The sequence below is a fragment of the Bartonella sp. AA78NXGY genome, assembly GCF_042197005.1.
Lineage (GTDB): Bacteria > Pseudomonadota > Alphaproteobacteria > Rhizobiales > Rhizobiaceae > Bartonella.
In genome coordinates this window covers 29980-46164 of the sequence record NZ_JBHIRI010000001.1, presented here as the reverse complement: position 1 = coordinate 46164, position 16185 = coordinate 29980, and the positions used below count along the sequence as shown (strand labels likewise).

General features: G+C 39.1%; 10 protein-coding genes and 1 pseudogene. 9 read left to right on the top strand and 2 right to left on the bottom strand.

Annotated elements, in window-relative coordinates:
• Positions 1 to 196: 196 nt before the first annotated feature.
• The 4 genes from ACFINL_RS00190 to ACFINL_RS00175 all read left to right on the top strand — a co-directional run bounded on the left by ACFINL_RS00190 (position 197) and on the right by ACFINL_RS00175 (position 5632).
• A complete protein-coding gene (locus tag ACFINL_RS00190) occupies positions 197 to 1381 on the top strand; it encodes a hypothetical protein (protein ID WP_375648847.1) in 1185 nt (394 codons plus the stop codon).
• An 11-nt stretch (positions 1382 to 1392) separates the two neighbouring features.
• Positions 1393 to 2952 (top strand): heme biosynthesis protein HemY, encoded by a 1560-nt coding sequence (locus tag ACFINL_RS00185; RefSeq protein WP_375642816.1) that lies wholly within the window; start codon positions 1393 to 1395, stop codon positions 2950 to 2952.
• A 147-nt stretch (positions 2953 to 3099) separates the two neighbouring features.
• Positions 3100 to 3846, top strand: a complete 747-nt coding sequence (locus tag ACFINL_RS00180) for a glutamine amidotransferase (protein WP_375606037.1) — start codon at positions 3100 to 3102, stop codon at positions 3844 to 3846.
• A 682-nt stretch (positions 3847 to 4528) separates the two neighbouring features.
• The gene (locus ACFINL_RS00175) at positions 4529 to 5632 is read left to right on the top strand and encodes a DUF2125 domain-containing protein (protein WP_375649248.1); all 1104 of its coding nucleotides are present in this window, start codon (positions 4529 to 4531) and stop codon (positions 5630 to 5632) included.
• 883 nt (positions 5633 to 6515) lie between these two features.
• On the opposite strand, the gene ACFINL_RS00170 is transcribed toward ACFINL_RS00175, so the two are convergent.
• Positions 6516 to 11225, bottom strand: coding sequence for an NAD-glutamate dehydrogenase (locus ACFINL_RS00170; RefSeq protein ID WP_375648844.1), 4710 nt, complete (start codon positions 11223 to 11225; stop codon positions 6516 to 6518).
• A 266-nt stretch (positions 11226 to 11491) separates the two neighbouring features.
• On the opposite strand from ACFINL_RS00170, the gene ACFINL_RS00165 reads away from it, so the two are divergent.
• The 4 genes and pseudogenes from ACFINL_RS00165 (at position 11492) to rpsP (ending at position 14691) form a co-directional block, all read left to right on the top strand.
• Complete coding sequence (locus ACFINL_RS00165) at positions 11492 to 12148, top strand: carbonic anhydrase (protein ID WP_375612226.1); 657 nt, start codon at positions 11492 to 11494, stop codon at positions 12146 to 12148.
• Between the two features lie 230 nt (positions 12149 to 12378).
• Positions 12379 to 13947: a signal recognition particle protein gene (gene ffh / locus ACFINL_RS00160; RefSeq protein ID WP_375612251.1), complete on the top strand. Its 1569-nt coding sequence runs from the start codon at positions 12379 to 12381 to the stop codon at positions 13945 to 13947.
• 24 nt (positions 13948 to 13971) lie between these two features.
• Positions 13972 to 14300: pseudogene (locus ACFINL_RS00155) on the top strand (chorismate mutase).
• A gap of 16 nt (positions 14301 to 14316) precedes the next feature.
• The gene (gene rpsP / locus ACFINL_RS00150) at positions 14317 to 14691 is read left to right on the top strand and encodes a 30S ribosomal protein S16 (protein WP_375612227.1); all 375 of its coding nucleotides are present in this window, start codon (positions 14317 to 14319) and stop codon (positions 14689 to 14691) included.
• Between the two features lie 135 nt (positions 14692 to 14826).
• Here rpsP and ACFINL_RS00145 read toward each other — a convergent pair whose 3' ends face one another.
• Entirely contained in the window at positions 14827 to 15042 is a 216-nt protein-coding gene (locus tag ACFINL_RS00145; protein WP_375612228.1) for a DUF1674 domain-containing protein, read from the bottom strand.
• 83 nt (positions 15043 to 15125) lie between these two features.
• Between ACFINL_RS00145 and htpX the strand changes: the two genes are divergently transcribed.
• Positions 15126 to 16172, top strand: a complete 1047-nt coding sequence (htpX, locus tag ACFINL_RS00140; RefSeq protein ID WP_375612229.1) for a zinc metalloprotease HtpX — start codon at positions 15126 to 15128, stop codon at positions 16170 to 16172.
• Positions 16173 to 16185: the final 13 nt, after the last annotated feature.

Sequence of the window (16185 nt, the reverse complement as noted above, 5' to 3'; positions counted from 1 at the left end):
GCATTTTCTTTGAATTTTATGATATCGTTGATTAAAAAATAAAGCTGTATTTTCGAGTATAAAATGCAAATGTTTTTTAAAAACTTGTCTATTAAAGGCGATACTTGTAAATATTATTGAGAAAAGCTGCGTTTTTAAAACTTTTTTCATTTTATTATTTTATCATTAAAAAAAGTGTGCACGAAAAGTGACAGAGATGGTCGATTCTTCAAAACCAAAAGTTAAACCACATTATGCTGGTACGCGCCGTAAGAAACCAGTTATTGAACATGAAGCTGTTCCCCATGATTCAGAGGAAAAAATCCATAATTCTGTAGAATCTCAAGCGCGAGAAGAACAGAATATGCAAGGTCAGGATAAAAGTATCTCTAGTACAACTTGGCTTTTCTTATCCCTTTCTGGGATTTTGGGGGGATTCATTGCTTTGGGAATTTTTATGGGGCTTCAATGGGCTGGTTTTTTTCCTTCTCCTTTTGTGGAAAATTCTGCTAGAGGAGAAAAAGCTTTGCAGATTGCTGAAGCCGCAAAAAGTCAAGGTGAAGACACAAAGGAACAATTGAGGCGGGTCTTTCAAGAAATTGATACGTTAAAAACAGAGTTTTCTTCTTTTTCATCACAACAGTTTAAAACAACGAAAAATGATGAACTATCGAAAGAAGAAAGCAAAAAAGCTTTTGCGATTTTAGAGGAAAAAGTAAAAGCTCTTGAAGAAACTGTACAAACTTTTGTTAGAAAGTCGAAAGAGATAGAGACGGCTTTGTCTGTTGGGCAGAGCAATGCAAATGATCTTGCTGCGTTAAAACAACAGTTAGAAGCACTACAGGAAGAAACTGCTGTTAAAAATAGTGAGAAAAAAGAAATAGATACCGCGCTCTTTACTGCAATTAGTTCATTAAAAAATGCTGTAGAGCGTGGTGGATCTTATAATAATGAATTAAAGCTGTTGCGGCAATTATCGCCTTCGATTAATGGACTTGATGTGTTGCAAAAAACAGCTACTGTGGGTCTTCCAAGTTCAGCACAACTTTCAGTTGATTTTGCTCATGTTGCTGATGCAATTGTTGGTACGCAAAATCTTGTTGCGTCAGATGCTGGTTTTTTTGACCGAATTTTAGCGTGGATAAAAGGGCTCATTGTTTCGCGACCGATTGGAAATGTTGAAGGGACAACGCTGGGGGCTATTGCGGCACGCATGGAAGTTGCCATTCAAGCTGGTGATTACGAAAAGGCTTTGAGCGAATGGCAATCATTGCCCCAAAGTGCAAAAGATGTTTCAATGGATTTTGTTAAGCAGCTTGAAAGACATATTGCTATTCAACAGTTGTTGCAGCAATTGTTATTGTCTGTGCAACAAGGATCTTTTAAAGCAACAAAGATGTAAATAGGCCCAAGATGATACGTGTTTTTATTTATATTTTTGTTGTTTGTATCCTCGGTTTAGCTTTCACGTGGGTTGCTAATCACAATGGTATTTTTGTTCTCACATTTTTGCATTTCAGATTTTCTGCTTCATTTCTTACAGTGTTAAGTGTGCTTATTTTATTTTTTGTAACGCTGGTGCTTTTATGGTGGTTATTGTCTTTCTTTTTTTCCATACCGAATGCTCTTTCCAATTATTTTTATAAACGCCATCAAAAGCGTGGTTACGAAGCTCTTTCAAAGGGGATTCTTGCAACTTTTGCTGGTGATAGTATGGTTGCGCAAAAAATGGAAGCACGTGTTGCTAAATATCTTGCAGGGAAACAAGAGCCATTGGTAAAACTCTTACAAGCGCAAACCTTGTCTTTACAAAATGACTCTGTTCGCGCCATCGGTCTTTATGAAGAGATGAGAAAGGAAGATCCGACAAAACTGGTTGGACTTTATGGTTTGTTTCGTGAAGCAATGAAGAGTAAAGCTTATGAGGCAGCGCAACAATATGCTGAAGAGGCACTGACTTTATCGCCAGCACTTTTATGGGCGCATCAGGCGGTGCTTGATCGGTTAAGTACTGAGGGTAAATGGGATAAGGCACTTACTATTTTTGAAAGAACGCAAAAAGCTCTCCCGCGTTCTATTCGCGCGATTCCAGAGCGGCAGCATATACAGGTTTTACTACTAAGTGGGCAGGCACTTTCTTTGTTTGATACACATCCTGTACAAGCACGTGAAGCTATTTTGAAAGCCCATAAATTGGCGCCTGATTTTGTTCCAATAATAGTTATTGCTGCTGATATTCTTTATAAATTAAACGAAACGCGTAAAGCGGATAAAATGATTATAGCGGCTTGGCAAAAGGAGCCTCATCCTGACTTGGGAGCGCTTTATCTTGAAAGAGAAGAAGGAGCCATTGGGCGATTGAAAAGGGCTAAGACACTTGCTTCTTATAATAAAGATGCATTTGAGTCGGCTTTCCTTATTGCTAAAGCAGCTTTGGATGCTGGTGAAACAGCATTAGCAAGAGAGAAGGCACAAAAAGCATTACAATGTCATCCACGGGAAAGTGTTTATTTATTGTTGGCAGATATTGAAGAGGCACAGGGAAACAATCAAGGTGCTGTGCGTCAATGGCTTTCTTTAGCACTTCGTGCTGAACGTGATCCAGTGTGGATGTGTGATGGGGCCATTTTTTCTTCTTGGTCAGTGGTTTCTCCAATCAGTGGACGTTTGGGCTGTTTTGAATGGAAGGCGCCTCCTTGTATGCCTTCTCTCACATTAGAGGCGGACAATATTGTGTCGAAAAGGCAAGACAAAGAGTATGTTATGGGAAAAAGTGATGATGTTGGAGATAAGAAGCTTGAAAAATTAACACCTGTAGATGATTCTCTTTTGCATAATGTGCAGGTGGAGAAACAAGATATAAAAGAAAAAGATGTAAAAATGTTCAGTCAAACTCACTTAAATGTTGATGATCCAGGGGTTAAAACAGAAGAAGAAACATCTTTATCGAGGAAAAAATTTCGTTTATTTTAAATTGCACCAATGTTGATAATACGAATGTTTTCTCAGAAGAAACAATTGACCTAGAAGAAAAAATATCGTTAGTCTTGTCCAATAAAATTATTCTCTTATGCTTTAAAAATAAAGTTTTGCTTGGTAGCAGAGGTGATTGGTTAAAAAATGTTTTTAAATCAGAGATGTCTTGATAAAAAACAAAAAAATAACAAACCAAGGATTGCTGTCGTTATTCATCGGCGCTCTACCTATACTGGTCGGTTGGGAAAATTTTTACAACAAAATGGTTTTGTTCTTGATATTTATCGTCCTATTTTTGGACAAAAACTCCCTGATACATTAGAGCATTATGCCGGCGTTGTTATTTTAGGGGGACCGATGAGTGTGAATGACAGCGAAGCCTATATTGGTGAGGAAATTGATTGGATTTCGTTATCACTAAAGGAAAATAAGCCTTTTTTGGGTATTTGTCTTGGAGCACAAATGTTAGCGCGAAATCTAGGGGGGCGCGTTGGTACAAGAAGTGATGGGACTGTTGAAGTCGGCTGGTATCCACTAGAAGCAACCCCACAAGGGAAGGAATTGATGAATTGGCCAGAGATGGTCTACCATTTCCATGATGAAGGTATTTATGATTTACCGAAAGAGGCAATGCTTTTGGCAACAGGGAATACATATCCTACACAAGCTTTTCGTTATGGAAACAATGCATGGGGCTTGCAGTTCCATGCTGAATTTACACGCGCTATGATGCGGCGTTTGGTCGTGCGTTCGGCACATAAATTGACTGAAAAAGGTGCTCAACCTGCTTGTGCACATTTGAAAGGTCGTTTAATCTATGATCGAGCTTTGAGCCAATGGTTTGAAAGCGCATTACACCAGATTTTTTGTACACCGCCCGTACTTGTGTGATTGTTGACAACAAATTGATTTATATAGGTAATTCACGGTTTTGTATATTGAATGAGAATCCTGAATATAGTAAGGTTTTCTCATTCCAAACCTGTGTATGTTGACTCAATAAAAACCTCTTGTTTGCATGTCACAAGGAGGGCTGGCGTGTGGGCAAAACTGTATAAGAAAAGACTAAAAATGCTTCTTATGAACTGTCTTAAGTGCCAAGGGCTGTCGCAACATTTGGGGGCTAGCCAAATATAATGATGGTGCTGGCTTTGGGGTCTCCATAAGCGTAAAGATGGGGGGCTCAATGGCTTTATCGTTAAGAAACACTATTCATTATCATTTTTGTTGTGCTGTAAAACAGTATGGTTTAAGCTAGAGGTAGAAAATCTATGTAAAACTTTACACATGAGGTGTTTTTTGTTAAAGGGTGTAATGGGTTTTTTTTTAAGAAAATCTTGTTTATTGAGCTTATGAGATACTGTACTTTAGAACGATGTATAGGGACTTCTTGAAGTGATCAGTAGATAAAATCCGGTCGATTAAGAAGTTGGATTGTGTATAAACTGAACGTGGTTGGGAATCTTTATCCTTTTTAGGGTGGGGAGGAAGTTAAGAGATAAAGAAAGTTTGAATATTGTCTAAATCCTTTCAAATACCATCATCACAAAAAAGTTTTTCTTTGAGTTATTTAATTTGTGGGCTCTTTTGTCTTGCTCTGATATTTATTTATAGCGCACTCTGGTTTTTTTTTTCACGTAAAATAGAAGACTATGTTTCTGATATATTCACAAAAGTATCTTCCCATAATATGGCGGCGGTATGTGAGAATGTGCACAAGGATGGTTATCCTTTACGTGTCGGTGTTGTTTGTGACAAGTTTCAATTTTCTTGGCCTTTACATGGGTTTTCTTTATCGACGGGGCGTTTGACAGCTGGTGCACCAATTTACGCACCTCATTTGGTCGAGTTTAATGTTCATTCTCCTGCATTAATTGTTTTTTCCGGAAAAACTCCCATAGTATCGCATTGGCGCAATTTGGTGATTGAAACAGAGCCTTATTGGAAAACGGGTAAAACATTGAAGTTTATAGCTGAAGGGCTTGAGATTTCATCTTTTTCCTCTTCCCCTGAAGATCAAAAGCTTCAAGAAGCATTAAGAGCACAAACGATAGATAAAAAAACGACACAAGAAAATATTGAAGATCCGGCATCTTTGCAAAATACGCATAACGTGATTATTCAGCCGTTAGAGCCAAAAGAAGCTTCCCCAAAAATAACGGCAGAATTTTTGCGTTTTGATCTAAAACATGAAAAGAATGATTTATCGGGACATATAACTTTTGACGGTTTTGATGCTTCTTCTTTTTTAAAATCTTCTTTTGTTGATATTCCTAAAATTGATGGCAATTTGAAATGGATTTTAAATGACATTTCTTTTTTGTCTGAAGATGAAGAAAAAAATTGGAAACAGCGACTGTATGGAAAAAGTGGACTTTTAAAGCAAGGTGAATTGACTTTTCATACAGGTGGTGCAGTGCGTATTAGTGGACCTTTTTCTTTTGATGATGAAGGATATTTGACAGCAAAATTTGAACTTGTCCTTATTCAGTCTATGAAGCTTCTTGACACTCTGCAGCGCTTATTTCCCGCGCAAGCCAATAATCTTCAAGCGTTATTTTTTATTTTGGGTGCTTTGCCTAAAAATGCGGATGGCGCTCCCGTTCTTTCCTTGCTCATTAACAATGGGTGGGTAAAATTAGGCTTTTTAAAACTTGGTCGTCTTGCTCCACTTTAGGTATTGTACCGAAGCCTTTTTTCATCTTTACTACCAAATTTCGACTTTTTCTGATTTTCACACTTTTTTGCAATTTTAGAGTGTTAAAAATTTATTTTAACAAAATGCGTATTTAATGGTAAAAAAATAGCTATAAAAATAAAAAATTACCACCTACTCCTAACTCGTCCAACCTCTTTTCACTTAGTACAAAATCTTATGTCAAACTACATATAGTAACAGTGTTTGTATGGAAAAGTGGTATTTTAAAGTATGCTGAATTGCCTTTTTATACAGGTGGTGTGGTTCTTTTTAGGAACCTTTGTCTTTATATATGGAATGAGCATATTGCATATATCTGTTTGGGTGTAACCTCTTAAAACAAGTAAATAGCCTAGTTGTAGGAAGATATGAAGTTGTAAAGGGGAAAATCAACATCCATCTTTACTGTCATTTTTTATTCGATTTTACGCATTTGTTAAAAAAATATTTCTCAGTGCTTCCTATTTCACGATGTCGCCTGTGAATGGTATAAGGATAAAGCCATTAAGCACCATCATCTTTTCGGTTACGGAGTAACAAGCTAGGGGAAAACATCATCATATTATATTTGCTTATATTTGCTAATTCTCAATCTTACTGCAGCTTTTGGCACTTGAGGCGGTTTATGAGGGGCATTTTTAGTCCTTTCTTTACTGCTTTTAAGTCTGAAAGTTTATGTTTTTAGGGTGAGAAATCAATCCTGTTGTTTTTTTGAAATTGTTGCAAACAATTCTATTGTGATAAATAGCGAGATTTTTATTTTTGGTGTTATGTCTAAAATGCAAACTTCTGCTCTGTCTTAGTTGGTTTGTTGTGGTGGTGGGATAGAACGGGAGATTGAGAGGGTCGTTTTGTATTTTCTTTAGGTTTGAAAGCCAATATTTTGAAGTTGAGAAATCAATCCTGCTGCAAAAGTAAAACGAGAAATATTGAGATCATTTTCAATAAGGGCGCTAATGCGGTTTGTAATGTTGTGAATATGATCTTCTTCTGTTTTTTTCCAAGTGTCAAAAGGATCTTTTTTCTTTCCATAATTTTTGAGGATTTTCATAACGATTTGCCGAAAGCTTTCAGAAACATTTTCTTTGGCTTGGCTTAAAGCCATACTATCATAATAATCTACTACAGGAATTATACGACTTGCTTCGTTAATGCGGTTTATACGAATGATTTGCGCAAGTGAAAAGTAGATCTCTGCGGTTTTAATAAGATCACTGTTGCTTTGTTTTGCAATCAAAGAAATATCACAGATTGTTGAAGCAGCTTCCAAGAGAGCTAATTGTTTCGCTAATGCTTTTGGTGCTCCCTCTTCGCTGTAGTGTAATGCTTTTTCTTCAATCTTTTGCTTAATATCGTTGCCGTGAGAATGCATAAGCTCTTTTTCAATAACGCTACGGGCTTGTTTTATTGTTTTTACAATTTCTTCTAATGGACGTGAGAGATCTATGTTGTGCAAACCCCAATTGGTTGTTTCAAAGAGCATTGGGGTCATTGTTGCGTAGAATTTATTTTGGACAAGACCGAGTATTTTATTATCAAGCTTATCAATTTGCTCAGACAATTGAGGAATTTCGAAACCATCGCGGATGGCAATGAAAACGCGAATAATATTTTCAGTCTTTTGTTCTGTTGCATCATGTAGTCTATTAACAAAAGTGGGGCCTCCACGATTTACAATATCGTTGGCAATCAGCGTTGCGATAATATTACGACGCAATTGATGGTTAATAACTTCCTTCTTAAAATTTTCTTGAATTTGGGTTGGAAAATAGTTCAGCAAGGCTGTATTGAAATAGTGATCATCAACAATGGGGCTATTAGCAATTTCTTCTTTTAAGGTCAATTTAGCATAGGCAAAAATAACGGCGAGTTCTGGACGGAGAAGACCTTTGCCTTGGGTTGTTCTTTGTCGTAAAATTTGCTCATCAGGGAGTATTTCAACTCTGCGATCTAGAAGCTTTTTTTGTTCCAAGTCGTGCATAAAGCGTATTTGATAGGGCAAATCAGCAGTGCTCTGGTTTTCCGCCAAAGAAAGCGCAAGAGGTTGTAGATAATTGTTGCGCAAGACGAGTTGCTCGACTTGAGGCGTCATTTTTTTCAAGAGCTTATTGCGTTCTTCGCGAGTTAACGTTTTGGCACGTAGTGCTGATGCAAGAACAATTTTGAGATTGACCTCAATATCAGAACAATTCACACCAGCAGAATTGTCAATGGCATCCGTATTGCATCGACCACCATTTAAGACATATTCAATCCGTCCACGTTGTGTAACACCAAGATTAGCTCCTTCACCAATAATTTTTGCACGCACTTGTTCTCCGGTAATGCGTATTGCATCATTTGCGCGATCACCTACTTGGGCATCATTTTCTGTTGCAGCACGGATATAAGTACCAATGCCACCGAACCATAAAAGATCAACAGGGGCTTTGAGAAGAGCAGAGATAATTTCAAAGGGTGTTCCTGTTTGTTTTTCGAAACCAATGGCTTGTGCTGCTTCAGGTGAGAGGGTAATGGTTTTTTCTTTTCGTGAGAAGATACCACCGCCCTTTGATAATTTGGTTTTATCGTAATCCTGCCAGCTTGAGCGAGGTAGTCTGAAGAGACGCGTACGCTCTGCATAGCTTTCGTCTATGTTCGGATCTGGATCAATAAAGATATCGCGGTGATCAAAAGCGGCAATCAATTTTGTTTGTTTGGAAAGCAGCATTCCATTGCCAAAGACATCACCAGACATATCGCCAACACCGACACAGGTGAAGGGCGTTGTTTGAATATCGTGATTAAATGACTCTCTAAAATGTCTTTTGACGGCTTCCCATGCACCTTTAGCTGTAATACCAATGTCTTTGTGGTCGTAACCTGCTGAACCTCCAGAGGCAAAAGCATCATCAAGCCAAAAGTGGTTTGCTTGGCTGATGGCGTTGGCTGTATCAGAAAAAGTTGCTGTTCCTTTGTCCGCTGCAACAACAAAATAGGGATCAGGGTCATCATGACAGATGACATTGTGGGGAGAACTTATTTTGCCGTTAATCAGATTGTCTGTAATGGAGAGCAAAGCTGTTATAAAGTCTGTATAAGCTTGTCGTGCTGCTTCTATGATGACAGCACGGTCATTTGTTTGGGGAAGCCGATGGGGATAGAATCCACCTTTTGCACCTGCAGGAACGATAACCGCATTTTTAACTTGTTGGGCTTTGACTAAGCTAAGCACTTCGGTGCGGTAATCTAATGCACGGTCAGACCAACGAATGCCGCCACGAGCGATAGGTCCAAAACGCAAATGGACCCCTTCAACTTCTGGTCCATAAACAAAAATTTCTCGGTAAGGGCGCGGTTCAGGCAAACCTTCAATCTGGCGTGGATTTAATTTGGTGGCTAAAATACGCCGTGGACTTCCATCAGGAAGAGTCGTAAAGGCATTCGTTCGTAAACTCGCCTCGATAAGGTTACAATAACGGCGTAAAATGAGATCATCGTCTAAACCAGAGACTTTCCGTAATTTTTCTTCAATGCGCTTTTGAATAACTTGTTGGTTTTTTTTTCGTTCTTTTTCTGTATGGCTTTGATGAAATTTTAAATGAAATAAAGCATAAAGATCTTGGGTAATGTCAGGATAAGCATTTAAAGTTTGGGCAACGCGATCTTGCGAATAAGGAATTCCAGCTTGTTGGAGATAGCGCCCATAATGGCGCAAAATAACAATTTCATGCCAATCAAGCTCAGCTGTTTGGGTGAGAGCATTAAAGCCGTCATTATCAGCATTTTGTGCCCAAATGGCTTCAAAGGTTTCGGCGTGTTTTTGACCGTCTTTTTCAAAATTGATACAGCGTTGGAAAGTACTTTCTAGCTGCATATCATGAAGATACACAGAGCGCCCATTGCCATCTGGTAATTCAAGGGTTTGTTCAGCAATAACGCGAAACCCCATATTTTCAAGGAGTGGTACACGTTTGGAAAGGGCAAGTGCTTCATGGCGGTGAAAAAGCCGAAGAGAAATGCACTGTTTTTCTTTGTTTTGTGCGTGATAAAAGATCACGAAAAGGGGCTTTTCATCATGAAGACTTAGAATATGTCCGGCATCGTTAATAGCGTCTTCAGCTGAAAATAAATCACGATAGCTGTTGGGGAATTCACTGGCTAGACGTGTTTGTTGCTCTGTTATTTTCTTGTTAAGAGCGATGGCTTGAACCCTGTCTTCCCAACTTCGTGCAATCGAACGTACATGTTGTTCAAGTGTGGAGCGCTCATGAAGGGGAACAGTTTCGTTTCCTTTGCGATGGATGATATAATAGACACGTATAAGGGGGCTTTCCAAAAATAGCGGATAAGATTCAAAAAAGTCACCTTTATAAAGCTCAACAAAATGTTCGCCAACTTTTTCACGCAGGCTGCTGCTATATTGGTCACGCGGTACGTAGACAAGGATAGAAACAAAGCGTCCAAAAGAATCAGTGTGGGCAAGAACCCGTAAACGTGGGCGCTCATCTAATTGTAGAATAAGCTTAGTGTTTTCTGTCAATGTATCAACATCAGAGCGAAACATTTCATCTCTTGGATAGGTTTCTAAAGCACTGATGAGTGCTTTACCTGAATAATCGGCGTGATTGTGTCCAAGACGTTGAATAATAGTTCGGGCTTTTTCTTTTAAGAAAGGAATTTGCAAAATAGAACGTGTATAAGCTGAGGAGGTAAAAAGCCCTACAATGCGTAATTCTCCACAGAGTTGGTTTTCTTTATCAAAGATTTTAAGACCAATATAATCGAGCCAAACAGAACGGTGAATTTTGGAGCGGCTGTTCGCTTTTGTCACGATAAACAGATTATCGCTTTCCATGAAGGATAAAACTTCTTGAGGAGGTTCTTTCATACTTTTATCGTCAACAATATGAATAGAAGCATCCGTGAGTATACCAAGTTCAATATTACTGGCTGTAAAGGATTTTAGGGGTTTTTGGTCTTTGATGAAGTTGTAAGTGCGCATACCAAGGAAAATGAAATTATCGTCCATTAGCCAGTGAAGAAATTCAATAGCTTTTTCGCCTTCTTGTTTGTAGTGTGGGGGAAGATTTATTTGGTAGGCATGAATCTGCTTTTCAACTTCTTCAAGCATGGGTTTCCAGTCTTGTACAGCAGCATTAACCTGTTCAAGAACTAAGGTGAGTTCATTTTCAAGTTTTTGTATTTGCTGTTTGTTTAATGACTCGATGTGAATTTGCATCAGACTGATGCGTTTTCCAGAAGCACAATCAATAATGGGGTGTGCAATCAAATAGATATGGTTTTTGTGTTGATTAAAAACATTTAAAATAGAATCCAGAAGGAAGGGTTTGTTATCATTGACAAGCGTGATAACGGTTATAGGTCTGTTACTGCGGGTTAAATTTTGCTCAAAGCAGATGGTATTTTTTCCCGTCTGATGGAGATTAAAAGCTTTTACCGCGATGGCTGTGGCTTTTTGAAGTTCTTCATTTTCATAATAAGCAATATCTTCTTTATCGGTTTGGGCAAAAAGGATTTGTTCTATTTTATCTTGGGTGTTTTTTGTCTCTGTTTTTTTTTGTTGCAACACATTCACTCTCCCTTTTTGCTCTTAAGGGGTCTTTATTAAAAGCAGACCATTATATTTTTTATATACTGTAACACCTTCTTTCTAAAGAAAATAGCTCTTTATTTGGAAAGAATGAGTTTGTTTTTGCTATTTTTTAGTAATATTTTGTACTTTAAAGAAATATTTTGCTTCAAGGAAAGGGCACTTTTAGTATTTTTGTATGTTAATAGTTTGTTTTTTAAAATATACAAAATGAAAGTAAAAAAAGAAGCAAAAGTAAAGAGAGAATGGCGCATTTACCAGAAAGACTTTTAAGTGGTTACCAAAACTTTATAAACAATCATTTTTTATATAAAATAGCAGATTATCAGCAATTGGCGATTGAGGGGCAGAAACCTGAAGTTTTGGTCATTGCTTGTTGTGATTCGCGTGCAGTACCAGAAATGATTTTTGATGCTAAGCCAGGGGAAATTTTCACCCTGCGCAACGTGGCGAATGTGGTTCCTCCTTTTTCTCCTGATGACCAATATCACGCAACATCAGCAGCTCTTGAATATGCTGTGCAATTGCTTGAGGTGAGACATATTGTCGTTTTTGGTCATGCCCATTGTGGAGGCATTCGTACTGCTCTTAATGAGACATATAAATCTTTATTATCAAATGATTTTATCGGTCAATGGATAAGTCTCTTAGCACCAGCAGCAGAAATCGTTTTGAATAATAAGTCGCTGTCTTGGCCAGAAAAACAGACGGCATTAGAGCAGCTTTCTATTCGCCATTCGTTGAGAAATTTAGAGACGTTTCCGTGGATAAAGCTTCGCAAAGATCAAGGTTTTTTGACATTGCATGGTGTTTGGTTTGATATCTCTAGCGGAAAATTATGGAGCATGGAACAGGAAACAGGTTGTTTTATGCGTGTTGAAGTTGAAAGTTTTGAAGTATAGTATTTGTTGTTTTTATTTCTTCGTATAAAAAGATATTTTATGATAAAACTTGACAAAGCTGGGGTTTTATTGTTTGAAGGAGCAAGCTTTCAGTGACAAAATTAACTTGGAGCCACCGACTGAGACCCCAGTTTAAGGGTATAAAGAGATCTCAGAGGTCAACATCCGACGGCGCGATGCGTTCTCGGATGCTATTTTGGTTTGTTTGTTATGCAACAATGAGGTAAATGATGTTTGAATCCTTGCAAGAGCGACTTGGTTCTATCCTGTCTCATTTGACGGGACGTGGCGCTTTATCGGATCAGGATGTTGTAGAGGCGCTGCGTGAAATTCGTCGCGCTTTATTGGAAGCTGATGTTGCTCTTGATGTTGTGCGCTCTTTTACCGATAGAGTTCGGGAAAAAGCTGTTGGGGCCGAAATCGTTAAATCAATTAAACCAGGCCAAATGGTGGTTAAAATTGTTCATGATGAATTGGTTCATATTCTTGGAAGTGAAAGCGTTCTGAGTGATTTAAATGCACCAGCTCCAGTTGTTATCATGATGACTGGTTTGCAAGGTTCGGGAAAAACAACCACAACAGCAAAGCTTGCAAAACGTTTTACTGATAAGCACAATAAAAAAGTTCTCATGGCGTCATTAGATACACGCCGTCCCGCTGCACAGGAGCAATTGCGCCAATTGGGAGAACAGGCAAAACTTGCAAGCTTGCCTATTATTGCGGGTCAGCTGCCCGTTGATATTGCATCACGTGCCGTACAGGCTGCTAAATTGGGTGGTTATGACGTGCTTCTTCTTGACACAGCAGGACGTAATCATATTGATGAAGCTTTGATGCTCGAATTGGCTGAAATTAAAGCATGTTCCCTTCCTCATGAGATTATGTTGGTGGCTGATAGTTTGACGGGGCAAGATGCCGTTCATCTTGCTCGTTCTTTTGATGAGCGTGTCGGGATTACGGGGATTATTTTAACACGGATGGATAGTGATGGGCGTGGTGGCGCTGCTCTTTCTATGCGTGCTGTTACAGGTAAACCAATTAAAGCAATTGGAACTGGTGAAAAAATAGATGCTTTAGAAGAATTTCATCCCAGTCGTATTGCTGATCGTATTCTCGGAATGGGGGATATTGTTTCTTTGGTTGAAAAAGCTGCTGAAACAATGGATCACGAGAAAGCTGCTGCTTTTGCAAAAAAAATGCAAGCCGGAAAATTTGATCTGAATGATCTTGCAGAACAGTTGCAGAAAATGAAAAAACTGGGTGGAATGGGCGGTATTATGGGCATGTTGCCAGGAATGGGGAAGGTCAAAGAGCAGATTGCGGCTGCGGGGTTTGATGATCGTTTGTTTGATCGTCAATTGGCCATTATTTCATCTATGACACCCAAAGAGCGGGCGAATCCAGAGCTTTTAAAACATAGCCGCAAACAACGAATTGCTAAGGGGTCTGGTACGACAGCGGCTGATATTAATAAACTTTTGAAGATGTATCGCCAAATGGCTGATATGATGAAAGCCATGGGTGGTAAAGGAAAAAGTGGTTTTATGGGAAAAATGTTGGGAGGCCTTGGTTCCAAAATGGGTTTTGGTGGTATGGGAAACTTGGGAGGGGATTCTCCAGCTATACCGGATTTGTCGGGATTGGATCCAAAGCAATTCTCAATGCTTCAAAAGCAAATTGAAAATGGTAATGGAGGGAAGCTCTTGCCCGGACTTCCTAAGCGTGGACCTACATTTCCTGGTCTTTCCAATGGCATTGTCGATGGGGGAAATTTTCCTCAGCATCCTAAGAAAAAATAAGATGTAAAGAGGGAAAGGAATATAATGCAGGAAACAGTATTAAACGAATTGGCACATTTACGAGCATCCATTGATAATTTTGATGCAACCTTGATTCATATCTTAGCAGAGCGGTTTCGTTGTACGAAAGCTGTTGGGCGCTTAAAAGCCCGTTATGATTTGCCTAAAGTAGATCCTCTGCGTGAGCAATATCAGGTAGCGCGTTTGCGGCAATTGGCTATAGATAGTCATCTTGATCCTGATTTTGCTGAAAGATTTTTAAAATTTATTATTAAAGAAGTTGTGAGTCATCATGAAGTTATTGCTGAAGAGCAAAAAACAAAAAAGTCAATTTAAACGAAAGCCAGAGCTGACAATAGGAGATAAAATATGGCATTGAAAATTCGTTTGTCCCGTGGAGGTTCAAAAAAACGTCCTTACTATCATATCGTCGTTGCAGATGTTCGTAGTCCGCGCGATGGGCGGTTTCTTGAACGTGTTGGTGCATGGGATCCAATGTTGCCTAAAGATGGACCGAGGGTGAAACTTAATGAAGAACGTATCCAATATTGGCTTGGGCAAGGGGCTCAACCAACAGATCGCGTTTTACGGTTTTTAGATGCAGCTGGCTTGAAAAAGCGTCCAACTCGTAATAATCCACATAAAGGTGAACCGGGTAAAAAAGCACAAGAACGTATAGCAGCAGCAAAGCAAGCGGCAGAAGAAGCAGCTGCAGCGGCTGAAGCAGAATCTGCTACAGCATAAGAAGCATGGTTGTTTAATCAACGTGTTTTTAAAAGCTTTAGAAAAATAAATATTATCCGTTTTTGTCTATCAAAAACGGATCTTCTTTAAAAAGCTGCTTGTTTAAATCGCGTTGGTTTTTTTAAATCAATGGTTTTAAAAATCAATGGCGCGGCCTTTAATTTCCCAATCTCCATAGCGGGAAGGGTCCTTGCCGCCGCGTCCACCATTTTCTAAAGGTTGTTCTTTTTTTGCTGCGTGTTTTCGTCTTTCTTCAGCTTCTTGGAGAGCGCGTTGTGCTGCGGGAGAAAGAGATTGCTGTTTAACGTCAGTTGCATTTTTTTTGCTTGTTTTCTCATCTTTTTTATTCATTTTACACCTATTCCATTGAAGAAGCAGAAAGAAAACACCATCATATAGTATTGATTGACTTTTATCATGGAGTTTTTTGAGTAATGAATATAATGCGTACAGCTATGCTTTTGGCTTTTTTAACTGCTCTCTTTATGGGAGTTGGTTATCTTGTTGGAGGGGGTGGTGGCATGGTCATTGCTCTTTTAATGGCAAGTGGTTTAAACTTTTTTTCTTATTGGAATTCAGATAAAATCGTTTTACGCATGTACGGGGCGCGTGAAGTTGATCAGCATTCAGCACCAGTTTATTATAAGATTGTAAGCGATTTAGCTAAAAAAGCTTCTCTTCCTCAACCAAAAATTTATGTTATTGAGAATGCACAGCCAAATGCTTTTGCAACGGGACGTAATCCGCAAAATGCAGCTGTTGCTGCAAGTACTGGGTTGTTAGAGCGGTTAAGCGCTGAGGAAATTGCCGGCGTTATGGCGCATGAGCTCGCACATATTGAGCATCGTGATACGTTAACAATGACTCTAACCGCAACGATTGCAGGGGCAATTTCAATGCTTGGTAATTTTGCTTTCTTTATGGGAGGACAGCGTAACTCTTCAGAAGATTCTCATGGCGCTGGGGCAATTGGAGGATTTATTGCATTGCTCGTGGCGCCTTTTGCAGCGATGCTGGTGCAAATGGCGATTAGCCGTACACGGGAATATGCTGCGGATCGGAGAGGGGCTGAAATATGTGGTAATCCTTTATGGTTGGCTTCGGCATTGCGTAAAATTGCTGATGGGGCGCATGGGGTATATAATGAAGAAGCAGAGCATAATCCAGCAACCGCGCATCTGTTTATTATTAATCCTTTGAGCGGTGAGGGAGCGGATAGTCTTTTTTCGACACATCCAGCAACTGCAAATCGTATTGCTGCTCTTTATCGGCAAGCAGAAGAGATGAAAGGGGCTCTTACCAAAAGTGTGGGATGGAATAAAGAAGACGCTATACATGAAAAAAGCAGCGGGATGAATTATGCAGATTTTCATAGTGGTCAGGCTCATGTATTAGGTGAACAAGAAAACAGTTCTTTTCAGCGTGTTACAAAACGTCCTTCTTGGCTTCGTTATGAAAATTCAAAAAGATCTCGTTCATAGAGTTATTGAGGGA

Excerpts from the sequence above, each read along its gene's own strand:
- ACFINL_RS00185 (WP_375642816.1), top strand. The coding sequence starts at position 1,393 with ATGATACGTGTTTTTATTTATATTTTTGTTGTTTGTATCCTCGGTTTA.
- ACFINL_RS00180 (WP_375606037.1), top strand. The coding sequence starts at position 3,100 with ATGTTTTTAAATCAGAGATGTCTTGATAAAAAACAAAAAAATAACAAA.
- htpX (WP_375612229.1), top strand. The coding sequence starts at position 15,126 with ATGAATATAATGCGTACAGCTATGCTTTTGGCTTTTTTAACTGCTCTC.
- ACFINL_RS00145 (WP_375612228.1), bottom strand. The coding sequence starts at position 15,042 with ATGAATAAAAAAGATGAGAAAACAAGCAAAAAAAATGCAACTGACGTT.
- rpsP (WP_375612227.1), top strand. The coding sequence starts at position 14,317 with ATGGCATTGAAAATTCGTTTGTCCCGTGGAGGTTCAAAAAAACGTCCT.
- ACFINL_RS00165 (WP_375612226.1), top strand. The coding sequence starts at position 11,492 with ATGGCGCATTTACCAGAAAGACTTTTAAGTGGTTACCAAAACTTTATA.
- ffh (WP_375612251.1), top strand. The coding sequence starts at position 12,379 with ATGTTTGAATCCTTGCAAGAGCGACTTGGTTCTATCCTGTCTCATTTG.
- ACFINL_RS00190 (WP_375648847.1), top strand. The coding sequence starts at position 197 with ATGGTCGATTCTTCAAAACCAAAAGTTAAACCACATTATGCTGGTACG.